Source organism: Streptomyces sp. A0958, assembly GCF_004795035.1.
Classification (GTDB): domain Bacteria; phylum Actinomycetota; class Actinomycetes; order Streptomycetales; family Streptomycetaceae; genus Streptomyces.
Genome location: NZ_SSBK01000023.1, coordinates 16281 through 31209 on the forward strand (window position 1 = coordinate 16281; position 14929 = coordinate 31209).

Here is a 14929-nt window from a genome sequence, read left to right on the forward strand (position 1 = left end):
GGACCATACTCAAACGCGTGTTCCTGACGATCAGTACAACCGGCACCCCGGAGCGTCCCGCCACCGATCTCGGTTTCCTGCTGCACAAGCATCCCGAGAAGGCGCAGACGTTCTCCACCTCCCACGGCACCGCGCACGTCTTCTACCCCGAGGCGTCCGAGGAGCGGTGCACAGCGGCGCTGCTCCTGGAGGTGGATGCCGTCGCCCTGGTGCGGCGGGGCAAGGGCAAGGGCCGGGGCGGTGCCCCCGACGCGGCGCTCGCCCAGTACGTGAACGACCGCCCCTACGCGGCCTCGTCGCTGCTGTCCGTCGCGATGAGCACCGTCTTCAAGTCCGCGCTGAGCGGTGCCTGCAAGGCGATGCCCGAGCGGGCCGCGGCCCCGATGGAGCTGCGGATCGAGGCGCCCGCCCTGCCGGCCCGTGGTGGTGCCGAGCTGGTGCGGAAGCTCTTCGGGCCGCTCGGCTGGTCGCGGGTGGAGGCGGTGGCCGTGCCGCTGGACGAGGAGTTCCCGGAGTGGGGCGACTCGCGGTACGTACGGTTGGTGCTGGAGGGCGAGGTGCGGCTCGCGGACGCGCTGCGCCAGCTGTACGTGCTGCTGCCGGTGCTCGACGACGCCAAGCACTACTGGGTGGCGCCGGACGAGGTGGACAAGCTGCTGCGGGCCGGTGAGGGCTGGCTCGCCGAGCACCCCGAGCACAAGCTCATCACCAGCCGGTACCTGTCGCGGCGCTGGGGACTGACCCGGCAGGCGATGCAGCGGCTGGAGCTGGTGCGGCTCGCGGAGTCGGACGACCTCGACGTCGAGAGCATCGACAACGCCGTCGACGAGAGCGCCGACACCGAGGACCGGCCGGTGCCGCTCGCCGTGCAGCGGCGGGACGCGATCCTGGCGGCGCTCACCGCGGCCGGGGCGGGCCGGGTGCTGGACCTCGGGTGCGGGCAGGGGCAGTTGGTGCAGGCGCTGCTGAAGGACACGCGTTTCACGGAGATCGTCGGCGTGGACGTCTCGATGCGTGCCCTGACCATCGCCTCGCGCCGGCTGAAGCTGGACCGGATGGGGGAGCGGCAGGCCGCCCGGGTGACGCTCCGGCAGGGTTCGCTCACCTACACGGACAAGCGGCTCAAGGGGTACGACGCGGCGGTGCTGAGCGAGGTGATCGAGCACGTCGACCTGGCGCGGCTGCCCGCCCTGGAGTTCGCCGTGTTCGGCTCGGCGCGCCCCCGCACCGTGCTCGTGACCACGCCGAACGTCGAGTACAACGTCCGCTGGGAGACCCTTCCGGCCGGGCACGCCCGCCACGGCGACCACCGCTTCGAGTGGACCCGGGCCGAATTCCGGGACTGGGCGGGCGAAGTGGCCGGCAGGCACGGGTACGACGTGGAGTTCGTACCCGTGGGCCCCGACGACCCCGAGGTGGGCCCGCCCACCCAGATGGCCGTGTTCACGATGACCAGGACCGACGAGACCGAGAAGGAGGCGAAAGCCGCATGACCAGGACCCACGACACCAGCGACCCCACCGGGCCGTCCGAGCGCAACGGGCCCACCGAGCGCAACAGGCCCACCGAGCCCACCGAGCCCACCGAGCCCACCGGGCCGTCCCAGCCCACGCAGCCCACGCAGCCCACCGGCCCCGCCGGGCCGTCCGCCCCCGCTGCCCCCACCGCGTCCACCGAGCCCACCGTGCTCACCGAGCGCTCCGAGCCGTCCGACCCCACCGCGTCCACCGAGCCCACCGCGTCCGCCGGGCGCGCCCCGCGCGTCCTGCCAGTGACCGACCTCTCCCTCGTCGTGCTCATCGGGGCCAGCGGCTCCGGCAAGTCCACCTTCGCGCGCCGCCACTTCAAGCCGACCGAGGTCATCTCCTCGGACTTCTGCCGCGGCCTGGTCGCCGACGACGAGAACGACCAGGGCGCCAGCAAGGAAGCCTTCGAGGTCCTGCACTACATCGCGGGCAAGCGCCTGGCCGCCGGCCGGCTGACCGTCGTGGACGCCACCAACGTCCAGCCCGAGAGCCGGCGCGAGCTGGTGCGGCTGGCCCGCGAGTACGACGTGCTGCCCATCGCGGTCGTCCTCGACCTGCCCGAGGAGGTCTGCCTGGCCCGCAACGCCGCCCGCCCGGACCGCGCCGACATGCCCCGCCGCGTCGTCCAGCGCCACCGCCGCGAGCTGCGCCGTTCCCTGCGTGGCCTGGAGCGCGAGGGCTTCCGCAAGGTCCACATCCTGCGCACGGAGGAGGAGGCCGAGCACGCTGAAGTCGTCCTGGAGCGCCGCTACAACGACCTGCGCCACCTCACCGGCCCCTTCGACATCATCGGCGACATCCACGGCTGCCGCTCCGAGCTGGACACCCTGCTCGGCAACCTCGGCTACGTGGACGGTGCCCACCCCGAGGGCCGTACGGCGGTCTTCGTCGGCGACCTGGTCGACCGGGGCCCCGACAGCCCCGGCGTCCTACGCCGTGTGATGTCCATGGTCGCGGACGGCAACGCGCTGTGCGTCCCCGGCAACCACGAGAACAAGCTCGGCCGCTACCTCAAGGGCCGCAAGGTCCAGCTGACCCACGGCCTCGCCGAGACCGTCGAGCAGCTGGAGCGGGTGGACGCCGAGGACCCCGGGTTCCGGGGGCAGGTCGAGGAGTTCATCGACGGACTCGTCAGCCACTACGTGCTGGACGGGGGCCGGCTCGTCGTCTGCCACGCCGGCCTGCCCGAGAAGTACCACGGACGCACCTCCGGCCGGGTCCGCTCGCACGCGCTCTACGGCGACACCACCGGCGAGACCGACGAGTTCGGCCTGCCCGTGCGCTACCCGTGGGCGGAGGACTACCGGGGCCGCGCCGCTGTGGTCTACGGCCACACCCCGGTCCCCAACACCTCCTGGATCAACAACACCATCTGCCTGGACACCGGAGCCGTCTTCGGCGGGAAGATGACCGCGCTGCGCTGGCCGGAGCGCGAGTTGGTCGACGTACCGGCCGAGCAGGTCTGGTACGAGCCGGTCAAGCCGCTGGTCACCGAGGCGCCCGGCGGGCGCGAGGGCCGGCCGCTGGACCTGGAGGACGTACGGGGCCGCCGCATCGTGGAGACCAGGTACATGGGCCGCCTCGCCGTCCGCGAGGAGAACGCGGCCGCCGCCCTGGAGGTGATGAGCCGGTTCGCGGTCGACCCCCGGCTGCTCGCCTACCTCCCACCGACCATGGCGCCCACCGCCACCTCCCGGGAGGACGGCTACCTGGAGCACCCGGCCGAGGCGTTCGCCCAGTACCGGGCGGACGGCGTGGAGAGGGTCGTGTGCCAGGAGAAGCACATGGGCTCGCGCGCCGTGGCCCTGGTCTGCAAGGACGCCGCCGCGGCCCGGGAGCGCTTCGGGACCGGCGACCTCGGCGGGAGCGGCCCGACCGGCGCGCTGTACACCCGCACCGGACGCCCGTTCCTGGACGACTCCGCGCTCACCGAGACCGTGCTCGGCCGGCTGCGCGCGGCCGTCACCGCCGCCGGGCTCTGGGAGGAGTGGGGCACCGACTGGGTGCTGCTCGACGCCGAGTTGATGCCCTGGTCCCTGAAGGCGGGCGGTCTGCTCCGCTCGCAGTACGCGGCGGTCGGCGCCGCGTCCGGCGCGGTGTTCCCCGCCGCCACCGGGGCGCTCGCGGCAGCCGCCGCGCGCGGCATCGACGTGGGCGCGCTCGCGGACCGGCAGCGGGACCGGGCCGAGGACGCGGCCGCGTTCACCGACGCCTACCGCCGCTACTGCTGGAGCACCGAGGGCCTGGACGGCGTGCGCCTGGCGCCGTTCCAGATCCTCGCCGTGCGGGGCCGCTCCCTGGCCTCCGTACCCCACGACGAGCAGCTGGCCTGGCTGGACCGGCTGGTGGAGCACGACCCCAGCGGCCTGCTCCAGGTCACCCGGCGGCTCGTGGTCGACACCGCCGACGAGGCATCGGCCCGCGCGGGCGTCGACTGGTGGCTGGAGATGACCGGCCGGGGCGGCGAGGGCATGGTCGTCAAGCCGCTCGGCGCGCTCGTCAGGGACGGCAAGGACCGGCTGGTCCAGCCCGGCATCAAGGTGCGCGGCCGGGAGTACCTGCGGATCATCTACGGTCCCGAGTACACCCGCCCGGAGAACCTGGAGAGGCTGCGGGGCCGTTTCCTCGCCCACAAGCGCTCGCTCGCCCTGCGCGAGTACGCCCTCGGCCTGGAGGCGCTGGACCGGCTCGCCGAGGGGGAGCCGCTGTGGCGGGTCCACGAGGCGGTCTTCGCCGTCCTGGCCCTGGAGTCGGAGCCGGTGGACCCCCGGCTCTGAGTTCGGAGCCGGTGGACCCCCGGCTCCGAGTTCGGAGCCGGTGGACCCCCGGCTCCGAGCGACGGAAGAACAGGCTGGCGATTCGCCGGGTGAACGGCGCGCCGCGCGGTGAGGATGTGGGCATGGGATTCCATGTCGACTCCGAGGCCGGGCGGCTGCGCCGCGTCATCGTGCACCGCCCCGATCTGGAACTGAAACGGCTCACGCCGACCAACAAGGACGCGCTGCTCTTCGACGACGTGCTCTGGGTGCGCCGGGCCCGGCAGGAGCACGACGGATTCGCGGAGGTGCTGCGCGACCGCGGAGTGGAGGTGCACCTCTTCGGCGACCTGCTCCGCGAGTCGCTGGAGATCCCCGTCGCCCGGCGGCTCGTGCTCGACCGGGTCTTCGCGGAGAAGGAGTACGGCCCGCTCGCCACCGAGCATCTGCGGGCCGCCTTCGAGGAGTTGCCCGCCGCCGAACTGTGCGAGGCGCTGGTCGGCGGCATGACCAAGCGGGAGTTCCTGGAGCGGTACCGGGAGCCGACCTCGGTGCGTTTCCACGTCATGGATCTGGACGACTTCCTGCTCGGGCCGCTGCCCAACCACCTCTTCACCCGGGACACCTCGGCCTGGATCTACGACGGGGTCTCCATCAACGCGATGCGCTGGCCGGCCCGGCAGCGCGAGACCGTCCACTTCGAGGCGATCTACCGCCACCACCCGCTGTTCACCGGCCCGGAGGCGGGCGCCTTCCACCACTGGTCCCAGGGGCAGGACGACTACCCCTCCACCATCGAGGGCGGCGACGTCCTCGTCATCGGCAACGGCGCCGTCCTCATCGGCATGAGCGAGCGCACCACACCGCAGGCCGTGGAGATGCTGGCCCGGGGCCTGTTCGACGCCGGCTCGGCCCGGACCATCGTGGCGCTCGACATGCCCAAGAGCCGGGCCCTGATGCACCTGGACACCGTGATGACCATGGTCGACGGCGACACCTTCACCAAGTACGCGGGCCTGGGCATGCTCCGCTCGTACACGATCGAGCCCGGCGACGGCCCGCGCGACCTCAAGGTCACCGACCATCCGCCCGAGCAGATGCACACCGCCATCGCCCACGCGCTCGGCCTCGACTCGGTCAGGGTGCTCACCGCCACCCAGGACGTGCACGCGGCGGAGCGGGAGCAGTGGGACGACGGCTGCAACGTCCTGGCCGTCGAACCGGGCGTCGTCGTCGCCTACGAGCGCAACGCCACCACCAACACGTACCTGCGCCAGGAGGGCATCGAGGTCATCGAGATCCGCGGCAGCGAGCTGGGCCGGGGCCGGGGCGGGCCCCGCTGCATGAGCTGCCCGGTGGTGCGGGACGCCGTATGACGAGCGCCGGCAGCCTCTGTATAGCGATGCATTGCGTCGTATAGAGTTCCAGGGTTACCGTATGCGTCCCCCCGCCCGACCCAGGAGCAGTCACCATGGCCATAGACCTCGCAGGCCGCCACTTCCTCAAGGAGCTGGACTTCACGGCCGCGGAGTTCCGCGGCCTGATCGACCTGGCCGCCGAGCTCAAGGCCGCCAAGAAGTCGGGGGCCGAGACGCAGCGGCTGCGCGGCCGGAACATCGCGCTGATCTTCGAGAAGACCTCGACCCGCACCCGGTGCGCCTTCGAGGTCGCCGCCGCCGACCAGGGCGCCTCCACCACGTACCTCGACCCCTCCGGGTCCCAGATGGGGCACAAGGAGTCGGTCAAGGACACCGCGCGCGTCCTCGGCCGGATGTTCGACGGGATCGAGTACCGGGGAGACAGCCAGGCGGTCGTCGAGGAGCTGGCCGCGTACGCCGGGGTGCCGGTCTTCAACGGGCTCACCGACGACTGGCACCCCACCCAGATGCTCGCCGACGTCCTCACGATGACCGAGCACAGCGCGAAGCCGCTGGAGGAGATCGCCTTCGCCTACCTCGGCGACGCCCGGTTCAACATGGGCAACTCCTACCTCATCACCGGAGCCCTGCTCGGCATGGACGTGCGCATCGTCGCGCCCGAGGCCTACTGGCCCGCCGCGACGGTCATCGAGCGGGCCCGCGCGCTCGCCGAGACGTCCGGGGCGAGGGTCACGCTCACCGAGGACGTGGCCGAGGGCGTGCGTGGCGCCGACTTCGTCGCCACCGACGTCTGGGTCTCGATGGGCGAGCCCAAGGAGGTGTGGGACACGCGCATCGCCGCCCTCGCGCCGTACGCCGTCACCATGGACGTCCTGCGGGCCACCGGGAACGCCGGAGTGAAGTTCATGCACTGCCTGCCCGCGTACCACGACCTCGGCACCGGGGTGGGGCGCGAGATCCACGAGCGCCACGGGCTGACCGAGCTGGAGGTCAGCGACGAGGTGTTCGAGTCCGCGCACTCCGTCGTCTTCGACGAGGCGGAGAACCGTATGCACACGATCAAGGCCGTCCTCGTGGCGACGATGGCCAAGGACTGACCCGCACGGGCATCCGCATGCCCATGCACCCATTTGGGTGAACATGCATGCGAGTGCCTATGATGGTTCCGATTGGTGGGGTTCGAGCTCGCACGCTCGAACCCCCTTTTCGTGCGCGCGACGGCCCCCACCGCCCGAGCCGCACCACCCCCCACGCGTTCCGCCAGAGATGAGACCCCGCCGTGAGCCCCCTGCGCCTCCCCGGCCCGCCGCACCGCGTCAAGGACCCCCACCGGCTGATCGCCGAATCGGGCGCCGACCTGGAGGGCCACGGCCTCAGGCGCACCATGGGCCTGTTCCAGCTGGTGTGCTTCGGGATCGGCGCCGTCGTCGGGACCGGCATCTTCGTGGGCCTGTCCGACAGCGTGGCCGAGGCCGGTCCCGCCGTCGTGGTCTCCTTCGTCCTCGCGGCGGTCACCTGCGTCTTCACCGCGTTCTCGTTCGCCGAGCTGGGCAGCGCGATCCCCGTCTCCGGCAGCTCGTACTCCTTCGCCTACGTCACGCTCGGCGAGCGCCTGGCCTTCCTCGTCGGCTGGTGCCTGCTCCTGGAGTACGGGGTCTCGGTCTCCGCCGTCGCGGTGGGATGGAGCCAGTACGTCAACGAACTCCTCGACAGCCTCTTCGGGCACCAGCTGCCCGCCGCGCTCTCCGCCGGACCGAGTGACGGCGGCGTGATCAACCTGCCCGCCGTGATCGTGGTCATGATGGCCGCCACCCTGCTGGTGCGCGGCGTCCGTGAGAGCGCCGGAGCCACCGCCGCGATGGCCGTCCTCAAGCTCACGGTCCTCGCCCTGTTCTGCGTCATCGCCTTCACCGCGTTCGAGCGCGGCCACCTCACCCCGTTCGCCGCCCAGGGCGCGGGCGGCGTCACGGCGGGCGCGTCCCTGGCGTTCTTCTCGTACATCGGCTTCGACGCGATCACCACCGCCGGCGAGGAGGTCAAGAACCCGCGCCGCAACATCCCCCTCGCGATCATGATCTGCATCGGCCTGGTCACCCTGCTCTACTGCGCGGTCGCCCTCGCCGCGCTCGGCGCGCTCGGCCCGGACGCCGTCTCCGACAAACCGGCGGCTCTCTCGCTGATCGTCGACCAGGTCACCGGCTCGTCCGTCGGCGGCGGTGTCATCGCGTTCGGCGCGGTCGTCGCCATCGCCTCGGTCGTCCTCGCGGTGATGTACGGGCAGACCCGCATCCTGATGTCGATGTCCCGCGACGGCCTCGTGCCGAGGGTCTTCGAGCGGGTTTCGCCCCGCACCTCGACCCCGGTCGCCAACACCTGGATCGTCGCCGTCGTCTTCGCCGTCCCCGCGGCCTTCTCCTCGCTCGGCATGGTGGTGAACCTGACCACCATCGGCACACTCGCCACCATGGTCGCCGTCAACACCGCCGTGATCGTGCTGCGCCGCCGCAACCCGGAGGTGAAGGGCTCCTTCCGCGTCCCGCTCTACCCGGTCAGCCCGCTCCTGGGCGTCGGCTTCTGCGTCTATCTGATGTACGGCACCGGCTGGACGACCTGGGTGCAGTTCGCCGTGTTCCTCGCCGTCGGGGCCCTCGTGTACGCCGGCTACGGGCGCAGCCGCTCCAGGCTGGCGCCCGGCTCATAGGGCCTGGTCCGGGCCCGGCTCACTTCGGCGGCAGGGTGAACCAGACCGCCTTGCCGCGCTCCGTCGTGCGGTGGCCGCAGGACGAGCTGAGGGTACGGATCAGCAGCAGCCCCCGGCCGTGTTCCTGCCACGGGTCCGGTACGCAGCCCGGCTCCGGCCGGGACAGATCCCCGGGCGGGGCCGGATCGCCGTCGTGCACCTCCACCTGGCAACCGCTCGCCAGCAGCTCCACCACCAGCTCTATGGGCTCGTCACCGGGCGTGTGCTCCACGGCGTTGGCGACCAGTTCGGCGGTCAGCAGCTCGGCGGTGTCGCTGTCGGCGGGGGCGTCGATGTCCGCCAGGACCGTACGGATCAGCGCGCGGGCGATCGGCACGGCGGCCGTGGAGTGCGGCAGGGTGATGCGCCAGAAGGGGGGCGGAGGACCGTCGGGGGGCACGGGGGGTCCGATCGGGTGAGCGCGGATGGTGTCCTGGGCTCAGACGTTTCCGTGCTCAAGACTTCTTGACTCAACCTTACGAAGCAGCGCGACGCGGACAAGAGGCTGTGGGCCGGTACGAAGGGGACGTTCGTCACTGACCCGGCAGGCACCGAGAAGCTCAACGCGCCGACCTCGGCGTCCAGCCGTCGGCGCCTTCGCGCTCGGCCTCCCGCGTTCACGAGGCGGCAGCCCGCCACCGGCTTCTCGCACGCGGTCACCGCCACCGGGAGTCTGCTCGTGTTCCTGCGAAGAAGCCCCGGCCGGGCCCGGAAGTCCGGGCCCGGCCGGGGCGTGCGGCAGCCGGAGGCGCCGGTCCGCCGAACATGGATCAGCGGGTCAGTACGGCTGCACCAGCACGTGGGCCGCGCCCGGGATGCCGACCTTCAGCAGCTCGTCCTCCTCGGGCGTCGTCTCCCCGCCCGTCTCCTGCTTGAGCACGGCACGCGACATGGCCTGCACCCACATGGCGCGGGGACGGCGCCGGGCCTCCCAGGTGTCGAGGGCGGCCGCGACATCCGCGTCGGCTTCCAGGGACTCGGCGAGCACCAGCGCGTCCTCCACGGCCATCGCCGCACCCTGAGCGATGTGGGGGGTGCTCGCGTGCGCGGCGTCACCGGCCAGCACCACCCGGCCGACGTGCCACGGCTCCTCGACGGTCACCTGGGAGATCCGCGAGTACACCACCGCTTCCGGACCGGTGACCGCGGCGAGCGCCTCGGCGACCGGACCGGAGAACATCGCGAGCCGTTCCTTCAGCTGTTCGTGGGCCTTCTCCGCGTCCGGCCGGAAGTCCTCGGACTCGGCGAACACCGCGCCCAGATACATCAGCTCGTCCGTGATCGGGGTGAGCAGCGCCTTGGCGGCCTGGCCCGCGGTGCCCATCACGACGCCCCGCACCTGCTCCTGGCGGGGCATGGTGACGCGCCAGTTGGCGAAGCCCGTGTACTCGGGGACGTAGCGGTCCCCGTACAGCCGGGTGCGCAGCGGAGAGCCGATGCCGTCGAAGCCGACGACGAGATCCCAGCGGCCGGCCGAACCGTCGGACAGGACGACGTCCACGCCCTCGCCGTCGTCGCTGAGTTCGGTGATGGTCGTGCCGAAACGGATCGTGGCGCCGGCCGAGGTGGCCGCGGCGCCCAGCACCTGGGCGAGCGCCGGGCGGGGGATGCCGTTGTTGGACGGGGCATCGCCCATGCGGGGCTGCGGTATCTCGGCCAGAGTGTTGCCGGCCGGGTCGGCTATGGTCAGGACCTCCCACTCGAAGCCCGCCTTGAGGCAGTCGTCGAGCACCCCGATCTCGCGCATGACGTGCAGGGCGTTGGACGGCTGGATGATGCCCACGCCCAGGGCGTCGAGCTCGTCGCGGAGTTCGGCGACCTCGACGGTGTGGCCGTGCCGGGCCAGAGCGGTGGCGAGCGTCAGCCCGCCGATGCCGCCGCCGTGGATCAGGACGCGCAGGGGTGTTGCCATGTCGGATCTCTCCAGAGCGAGAAGTAGGAGGCAGGGTAGGACGGGGCGGGGGTTCAGCCGGCTGCCACGGGCAGGCTCATCAGGTGGTCCACGAGGGCCAGCAGCACGTCACGGCCGAACGGCCGCTCGCGTACGTCACCGACCAGCAGCGGGACGTGCGGGTCGAGGTCGAGAGCGGCCCTGATCTCTTCCGGGGTGCGGGTGTTGTGGCCGTGGAAGCAGTTGATCGCGACGACGAACGGGATGTCCCGGCTCTCGAAGAAGTCGATCGAGGCGAAGCTGGTCTCCAGCCGCCGGGTGTCGGCGATCACGACACCGCCGAGGGCTCCGTTGACCAGGTCGTTCCACATGAACCAGAAGCGCTCCTGGCCCGGGGTGCCGAACAGGTAGACGACGAGCTCGGGACTGACCGTGATCCGGCCGAAGTCCAGGGCCACGGTGGTCGTGTCCTTCTGTCCGACGCCGGCCAGGTCGTCGACGCCGACGCTGGCCTTGGTGAGGTATTCCTCGGTGCGCAGGGGAGCGACCTCGCTGACGGCCCCCACGAGGGTGGTCTTGCCGACGCCGAAGCCGCCGGCGATCAGGATCTTCACGGCGGTGGGCGCCGCCTGACTGGTGGTCATTTTGGCTCAGAGTCTCCGGAGTCCGTCGCGAACAGCGGCCAGTACGCTCATGTCGGCGCCGCCGGACGCCCGGGCCACCGACAGCGGGGCCCGGGCGATCAGGAGGCCGGTGGCGACCAGGTCCGCCAGAAGGATCTTGGTCACCGAGACCGGCAGGTCGAGCTCCGCGGAGACCTCGGCGACCGCCGCGGGACGCCGGCAGCGCTCCAGGATCGACCAGTGCTCCGGCTGGAGCCGGCCCGGACGGACCGCCGCGCCGTGGTCGTCCCGCGGATCGTGCGCGGTCGTCAGCACGGTGATGAGGGTGAGATCGTCCCGCCCGGGGGCGGTACGGCCACTGGTGATCGTGTACGGGCGCACCATCGTGCCCGCCGCGTCCTCCTCGTCGTCGAACCCGTTCTCCCCGCGCAGCCAATCCGGGGTCACGTCCGCGGCCTGTCCCCGACGCCGAAGGCGTCGAAGTCGCTCCGCGCCGGGGTACTGAGCTTCTGGCCGACCTGCAGGACGAGGTTGTGCATGGCGAGCGACATGATCTCGGCGTCCACCTCCTGCGAGGCGACGACGGCCAGGTGCGTGCCTTGGCCCGCCGAGATGATGAAGAGCCACAGATCCGCCAGTTCGACGATCACCTGGTGCACGCCGCCGCCGTCGAAGAGCTGGCCCACACCGCGGGCCAGGCTCTGCTGGCCGGTGCAGATCGCGGCCAGCCGCTCGGCGTCGGCCCGCTCGACGCTGCGCGAGTGGCTCACCACCAGCCCGTCGTCGGAGAGCAGCACGGCGTTCCGGGTCTCGGCCACCGAGTCCACCAGGCCGTCGAGCAGCCAGTCGAGGTCCTGGCGAGTGGCGGTTGTGCGTGTCATGTCCGTTCTTCTCTCGTGAAGAGGTGGGCGGAAGGAGCTGGCTGCGTCGGCGGTTCGTCGGTCGCGCGGGCCGCGCGGGACCGGCGCTGGAAGGCCCCGATGGCGGCACCGGCGCGGCGGGGGGTCGCCCGGGGCGGCGGGTTCTCGGACCGGCTCGACGGCCGGGTCGCAGCGGACGGGGAGGCAGGGTCGATCCGCAGTTCGTCCGCGAGGCTGGCCTGGCGCACCCGGCGCGGCAACGGGGGCTCCCCGGCGGGCGTCGCCGGCGGGCCGGAACGCCCCGGCCCGCTTCCCGCACCGGCGGTGCCCGCCGCGGGGGGAGCCGGGCGGTCGGGTCCGGCCTGTGGCGGGCCGGGGTGTTCGGCGACCGGCTCCGGCTGCCGGGACCAGGGGAGCGGGAAGCCGGCCGCGTCCAGCGCGCCGCCCGTCGCGTACGTGCCCGGGTGGGGCTGCCGCACAGCCTCGTACGGCTCATCGGGCGCGGGATACGGCTGGTGCGGCACGGGGTACTGGCCCTCGGCCGTCATGTACGGCTGCCCGGCGTCCGCGTACGTGTCCTGGGGAGCGCCGCCGTACGCGGTGTCGTCCCGGTGACCGTACGCGTGGCCGTCCGTGCCGTCGTACGGGGAATCGGCCGTGGTGTGGTCGTACGCGCCGTCATAGGGCGTGTCAGGGTGTTCCAGGTCGCCGAACGGATGACCGGCGGGGGCCGGAGGTGCCTGCTCCTCCCGGTCGCGGAAGGGCTCCTGGGCCACTGGCACCGGGCCGGGCGGGCCGGCGGTCTCGAACGGCGGGCCCGAAGCGTGCAGGGCCGTGACCCCGGCGAGGGCCTGGCCGCGCCCCCGGCTGGGCAGCGCGTCGGTGTCGCGGAGTGGGGCGGGGGCCGGCGCGGTGTCCTCGGCGCCGAGGGACGGGACGGCCACCGGACCGGAGTGCGGGCCGGGGACGGTGAGCGCGTCGGGGACGAGCACGACGACCCGGGTGCCGCCGAAGGCCGATTGGCGGAACTCCACCCGCAGCCCGTGCTGGTCGGCGAGGCGTGCGATCACGTACAGCCCCAGCCGGATGTCGTCGGCGTGCGCGAGCACGTCCATCCGGGGCGGCCGGCTCATCAGCTCGTTGGCCGCGGCGAGCTGGTCCTCCTCCATGCCGAGCCCGCGGTCCTCGACCTCGATGGCCAGACCCCGGCTCACCCGGGCCGCCCTGACCTCGACGGGGCTGGGCGGTCCGGAGAAGGTGAGGGCGTTCTCGATCAGCTCCGCGAGCACGTGCGAGACCGGCCCGACGGCCCGCTCGGCGAGCCACGGCGAGCCGTCCAGGTCCAGCACGACGCGCCGGTAGTCCAGCACCTCGCCCTGGGCGGACCGCATGACGTCCAGCAGCGGTACGGGCTTGCGCCAACGCCGGTGCGGGGAGCCGCCCGCGAGGATCACGAGGTTCTCCTCGTAGCGCCGGAGCCGGGCGGTGAGGTGGTCGAGGTCGAAGAGGCCGTCCAGCACCTCGGGGTCCTCGTGCTTGCGCTCCAGCTCGTCCAGCTTCTTCAGCTGCTGGCCGATCAGTTGCTGGGTGCGTCGTGCGATGCGCTGCAGCAGCCGCTCGAAGCCGCGGTGCTGGTCGGCCTGTTCGACGGCCGCCCGCAGGGCACTTGCGCGGGCCAGGTCGAGCGCGTTGCCGAGCTGGGCCAGCTCGTCCGCCGTACCGTCCTCGCCGCCGTGTCCGACGGCACGGGCCTCGGCCTCGACATCGATGCGCTCGCCCCTGCCGAGCCGCTCGACGACGTCGGGCAGCGCCCTCTCCAGCTCCTCGGCCCGTTCCTGCAGCCGACTGATCCGGCGGCGCAGATTGCGGGAGAGGCGCCAGGTGAACCAGATGACCGCGACGACGGCGGCGAGGCCGACGACCGTGGTCAGGACGACCTTGATCAGCAGGGAGACGACACTGCCCTTGCCCTCATCGACCACCACGTCGGTGCGGGCCTCCATCAGCTTCACCAGCTGAGGCGTGACCTCGTCCATCGCGCCGCGCCAGTCCGCCTCCTTCGCGCCGAGGTCGACGAAGCCGGCCGCGTCCGGATCGGCCGGCCGCAGCACCCGGGCCTCCACCTGGGTCTTGGTCTTCCAGGCGGAACTGTTCGAGATCTCCTTCCACACGGCCTTCTCGTCCGCAGGGAGGTAGGGGACGACCTTGGTGGCGTACTGGAAGGACTGGCCGGAGACGGCCTGCCGGAACTCCTGGAGATCCTCGGTGCTCAGCTTGCCCCTGGCCCAGCCGCGCGCGAGCAGGGCGTCCGAGCGTGAGGTCATCTCCTTGGCCCAGAAGAGGTCGACCAGCGGCTGAGAGATCGTGGTGATCCGGCCGTTGTCCACGTGGCTGAGAGCGGTGAAGAGCTTCAGGTCGACGGCGATCAGGTCCGTGTAGTAGCGGTACACGGCCTTCTGCTGGTCGTTGCCGCCCTCGTCGACGAGCGTGCGCTGGGCCGGGAGTTGGGTGATCGCCGCACGGGCCTCGCCGACCGCGTCCCGTACCTCGCCGGGGGCGTCGTCGGTGTCGGTGTCGGAGAGGGACTGGAAGTCGGCGATCGCTTCGTCGGTCAGCTTGCGCTGCTTGCGCAGTGCGTCGGTGACACCCCCACCGCGGGCCAGCGCCTCGGCGCTGAGCCGCCGCTCCTCCTGGAGGTTGTAGTACACGATGTTGGACGGCTGGCCGGCCTTCTGGGCCAACTGCCCCTGAGCCGCCTGCTTCTGGAAGTCGAGCAGAGTCTGACCACTGGTGACGGCCCAGAGGGCGGTCAGGGCTGTACCGGGGACGATGGCCAGTACGAGCAGGGCCGTCCGCAGCGACATTGTGGTCGAGCTGCTCCGCCGTGACGCGCGCGTGCGCAGGGCATGCTCCTTGACGATGATGCCAGTCTCACGACCGGTCAAATCCGTTGAGAACTAGGTCGGATAGATAGTAGTCACAATGCAAAAAAGAAGAGGAAGTGGGCTCACATCTACGCTACCGATCAAGCACACGATCACCATGAACGCGCGGAACCGCCCGGCGACGGACCGCGCGGCCGCCACCGAGGCCGGGGTGGCGCCCCGCGGCACCACCGCACCGGCGACAAAGGCTGATCCGGTCGACCGCCCTG

General features: G+C 72.0%; 11 protein-coding genes. 5 read left to right on the forward strand and 6 right to left on the reverse strand.

What is annotated here, in order from left to right:
- The first annotated feature begins 17 nt into the window (after nucleotides 1-17).
- From E6P78_RS21850 to E6P78_RS21875, 5 genes are all read left to right on the forward strand, one after another.
- The gene (locus tag E6P78_RS21850; RefSeq protein ID WP_136205331.1) at nucleotides 18-1493 is read left to right on the forward strand and encodes a 3' terminal RNA ribose 2'-O-methyltransferase Hen1; all 1476 of its coding nucleotides are present in this window, start codon (nucleotides 18-20) and stop codon (nucleotides 1491-1493) included.
- Nucleotides 1490-4303 (forward strand): polynucleotide kinase-phosphatase, encoded by a 2814-nt coding sequence (locus tag E6P78_RS21855; RefSeq protein ID WP_240799313.1) that lies wholly within the window; start codon nucleotides 1490-1492, stop codon nucleotides 4301-4303. The genes E6P78_RS21850 and E6P78_RS21855 overlap by 4 nt, the downstream gene beginning before the upstream one ends.
- 122 nt (nucleotides 4304-4425) lie before the next feature.
- Nucleotides 4426-5658 carry an arginine deiminase gene (locus E6P78_RS21860; protein WP_136205332.1) on the forward strand — a complete coding sequence of 411 codons (1233 nt, stop codon included), beginning with the start codon at nucleotides 4426-4428 and terminating at the stop codon, nucleotides 5656-5658.
- Between the two features lie 95 nt (nucleotides 5659-5753).
- Nucleotides 5754-6758, forward strand: coding sequence for an ornithine carbamoyltransferase (gene argF, locus E6P78_RS21865; protein WP_136205333.1), 1005 nt, complete (start codon nucleotides 5754-5756; stop codon nucleotides 6756-6758).
- Nucleotides 6759-6940: 182 nt separating this feature from the next.
- Nucleotides 6941-8362 carry an amino acid permease gene (locus tag E6P78_RS21875; RefSeq protein ID WP_136205334.1) on the forward strand — a complete coding sequence of 474 codons (1422 nt, stop codon included), beginning with the start codon at nucleotides 6941-6943 and terminating at the stop codon, nucleotides 8360-8362.
- Nucleotides 8363-8381: 19 nt separating this feature from the next.
- On the opposite strand, the gene E6P78_RS21880 is transcribed toward E6P78_RS21875, so the two are convergent.
- The 6 genes from E6P78_RS21880 to E6P78_RS21905 form a co-directional block, all read right to left on the reverse strand.
- On the reverse strand, nucleotides 8382-8801 hold the full coding sequence (locus E6P78_RS21880) for an ATP-binding protein (RefSeq protein ID WP_136205335.1): 420 nt from the start codon (nucleotides 8799-8801) through the stop codon (nucleotides 8382-8384).
- Between the two features lie 378 nt (nucleotides 8802-9179).
- A complete protein-coding gene (locus tag E6P78_RS21885; RefSeq protein WP_136205336.1) occupies nucleotides 9180-10313 on the reverse strand; it encodes an FAD-dependent monooxygenase in 1134 nt (377 codons plus the stop codon).
- A gap of 53 nt (nucleotides 10314-10366) precedes the next feature.
- Nucleotides 10367-10936 carry an ATP/GTP-binding protein gene (locus tag E6P78_RS21890; protein ID WP_136205337.1) on the reverse strand — a complete coding sequence of 190 codons (570 nt, stop codon included), beginning with the start codon at nucleotides 10934-10936 and terminating at the stop codon, nucleotides 10367-10369.
- Nucleotides 10937-10942: 6 nt separating this feature from the next.
- Nucleotides 10943-11299: a DUF742 domain-containing protein gene (locus E6P78_RS21895; protein ID WP_240799317.1), complete on the reverse strand. Its 357-nt coding sequence runs from the start codon at nucleotides 11297-11299 to the stop codon at nucleotides 10943-10945.
- Between the two features lie 59 nt (nucleotides 11300-11358).
- A complete protein-coding gene (locus E6P78_RS21900; RefSeq protein WP_136205339.1) occupies nucleotides 11359-11796 on the reverse strand; it encodes a roadblock/LC7 domain-containing protein in 438 nt (145 codons plus the stop codon).
- The gene (locus E6P78_RS21905; RefSeq protein WP_136205340.1) at nucleotides 11793-14639 is read right to left on the reverse strand and encodes a nitrate- and nitrite sensing domain-containing protein; all 2847 of its coding nucleotides are present in this window, start codon (nucleotides 14637-14639) and stop codon (nucleotides 11793-11795) included. Before E6P78_RS21905 ends, E6P78_RS21900 begins: the two co-directional genes overlap by 4 nt.
- Nucleotides 14640-14929 lie beyond the last annotated feature (290 nt).

What these genes read in the sequence shown, in the direction of transcription:
- E6P78_RS21900 (WP_136205339.1), bottom strand. Translation starts at nt 11,796, where the DNA reads ATGACACGCACAACCGCCACTCGCCAGGACCTCGACTGGCTGCTCGAC.
- argF (WP_136205333.1), top strand. Translation starts at nt 5,754, where the DNA reads ATGGCCATAGACCTCGCAGGCCGCCACTTCCTCAAGGAGCTGGACTTC.
- E6P78_RS21855 (WP_240799313.1), top strand. Translation starts at nt 1,490, where the DNA reads ATGACCAGGACCCACGACACCAGCGACCCCACCGGGCCGTCCGAGCGC.
- E6P78_RS21860 (WP_136205332.1), top strand. Translation starts at nt 4,426, where the DNA reads ATGGGATTCCATGTCGACTCCGAGGCCGGGCGGCTGCGCCGCGTCATC.
- E6P78_RS21895 (WP_240799317.1), bottom strand. Translation starts at nt 11,299, where the DNA reads ATGGTGCGCCCGTACACGATCACCAGTGGCCGTACCGCCCCCGGGCGG.
- E6P78_RS21890 (WP_136205337.1), bottom strand. Translation starts at nt 10,936, where the DNA reads ATGACCACCAGTCAGGCGGCGCCCACCGCCGTGAAGATCCTGATCGCC.
- E6P78_RS21905 (WP_136205340.1), bottom strand. Translation starts at nt 14,639, where the DNA reads ATGTCGCTGCGGACGGCCCTGCTCGTACTGGCCATCGTCCCCGGTACA.
- E6P78_RS21885 (WP_136205336.1), bottom strand. Translation starts at nt 10,313, where the DNA reads ATGGCAACACCCCTGCGCGTCCTGATCCACGGCGGCGGCATCGGCGGG.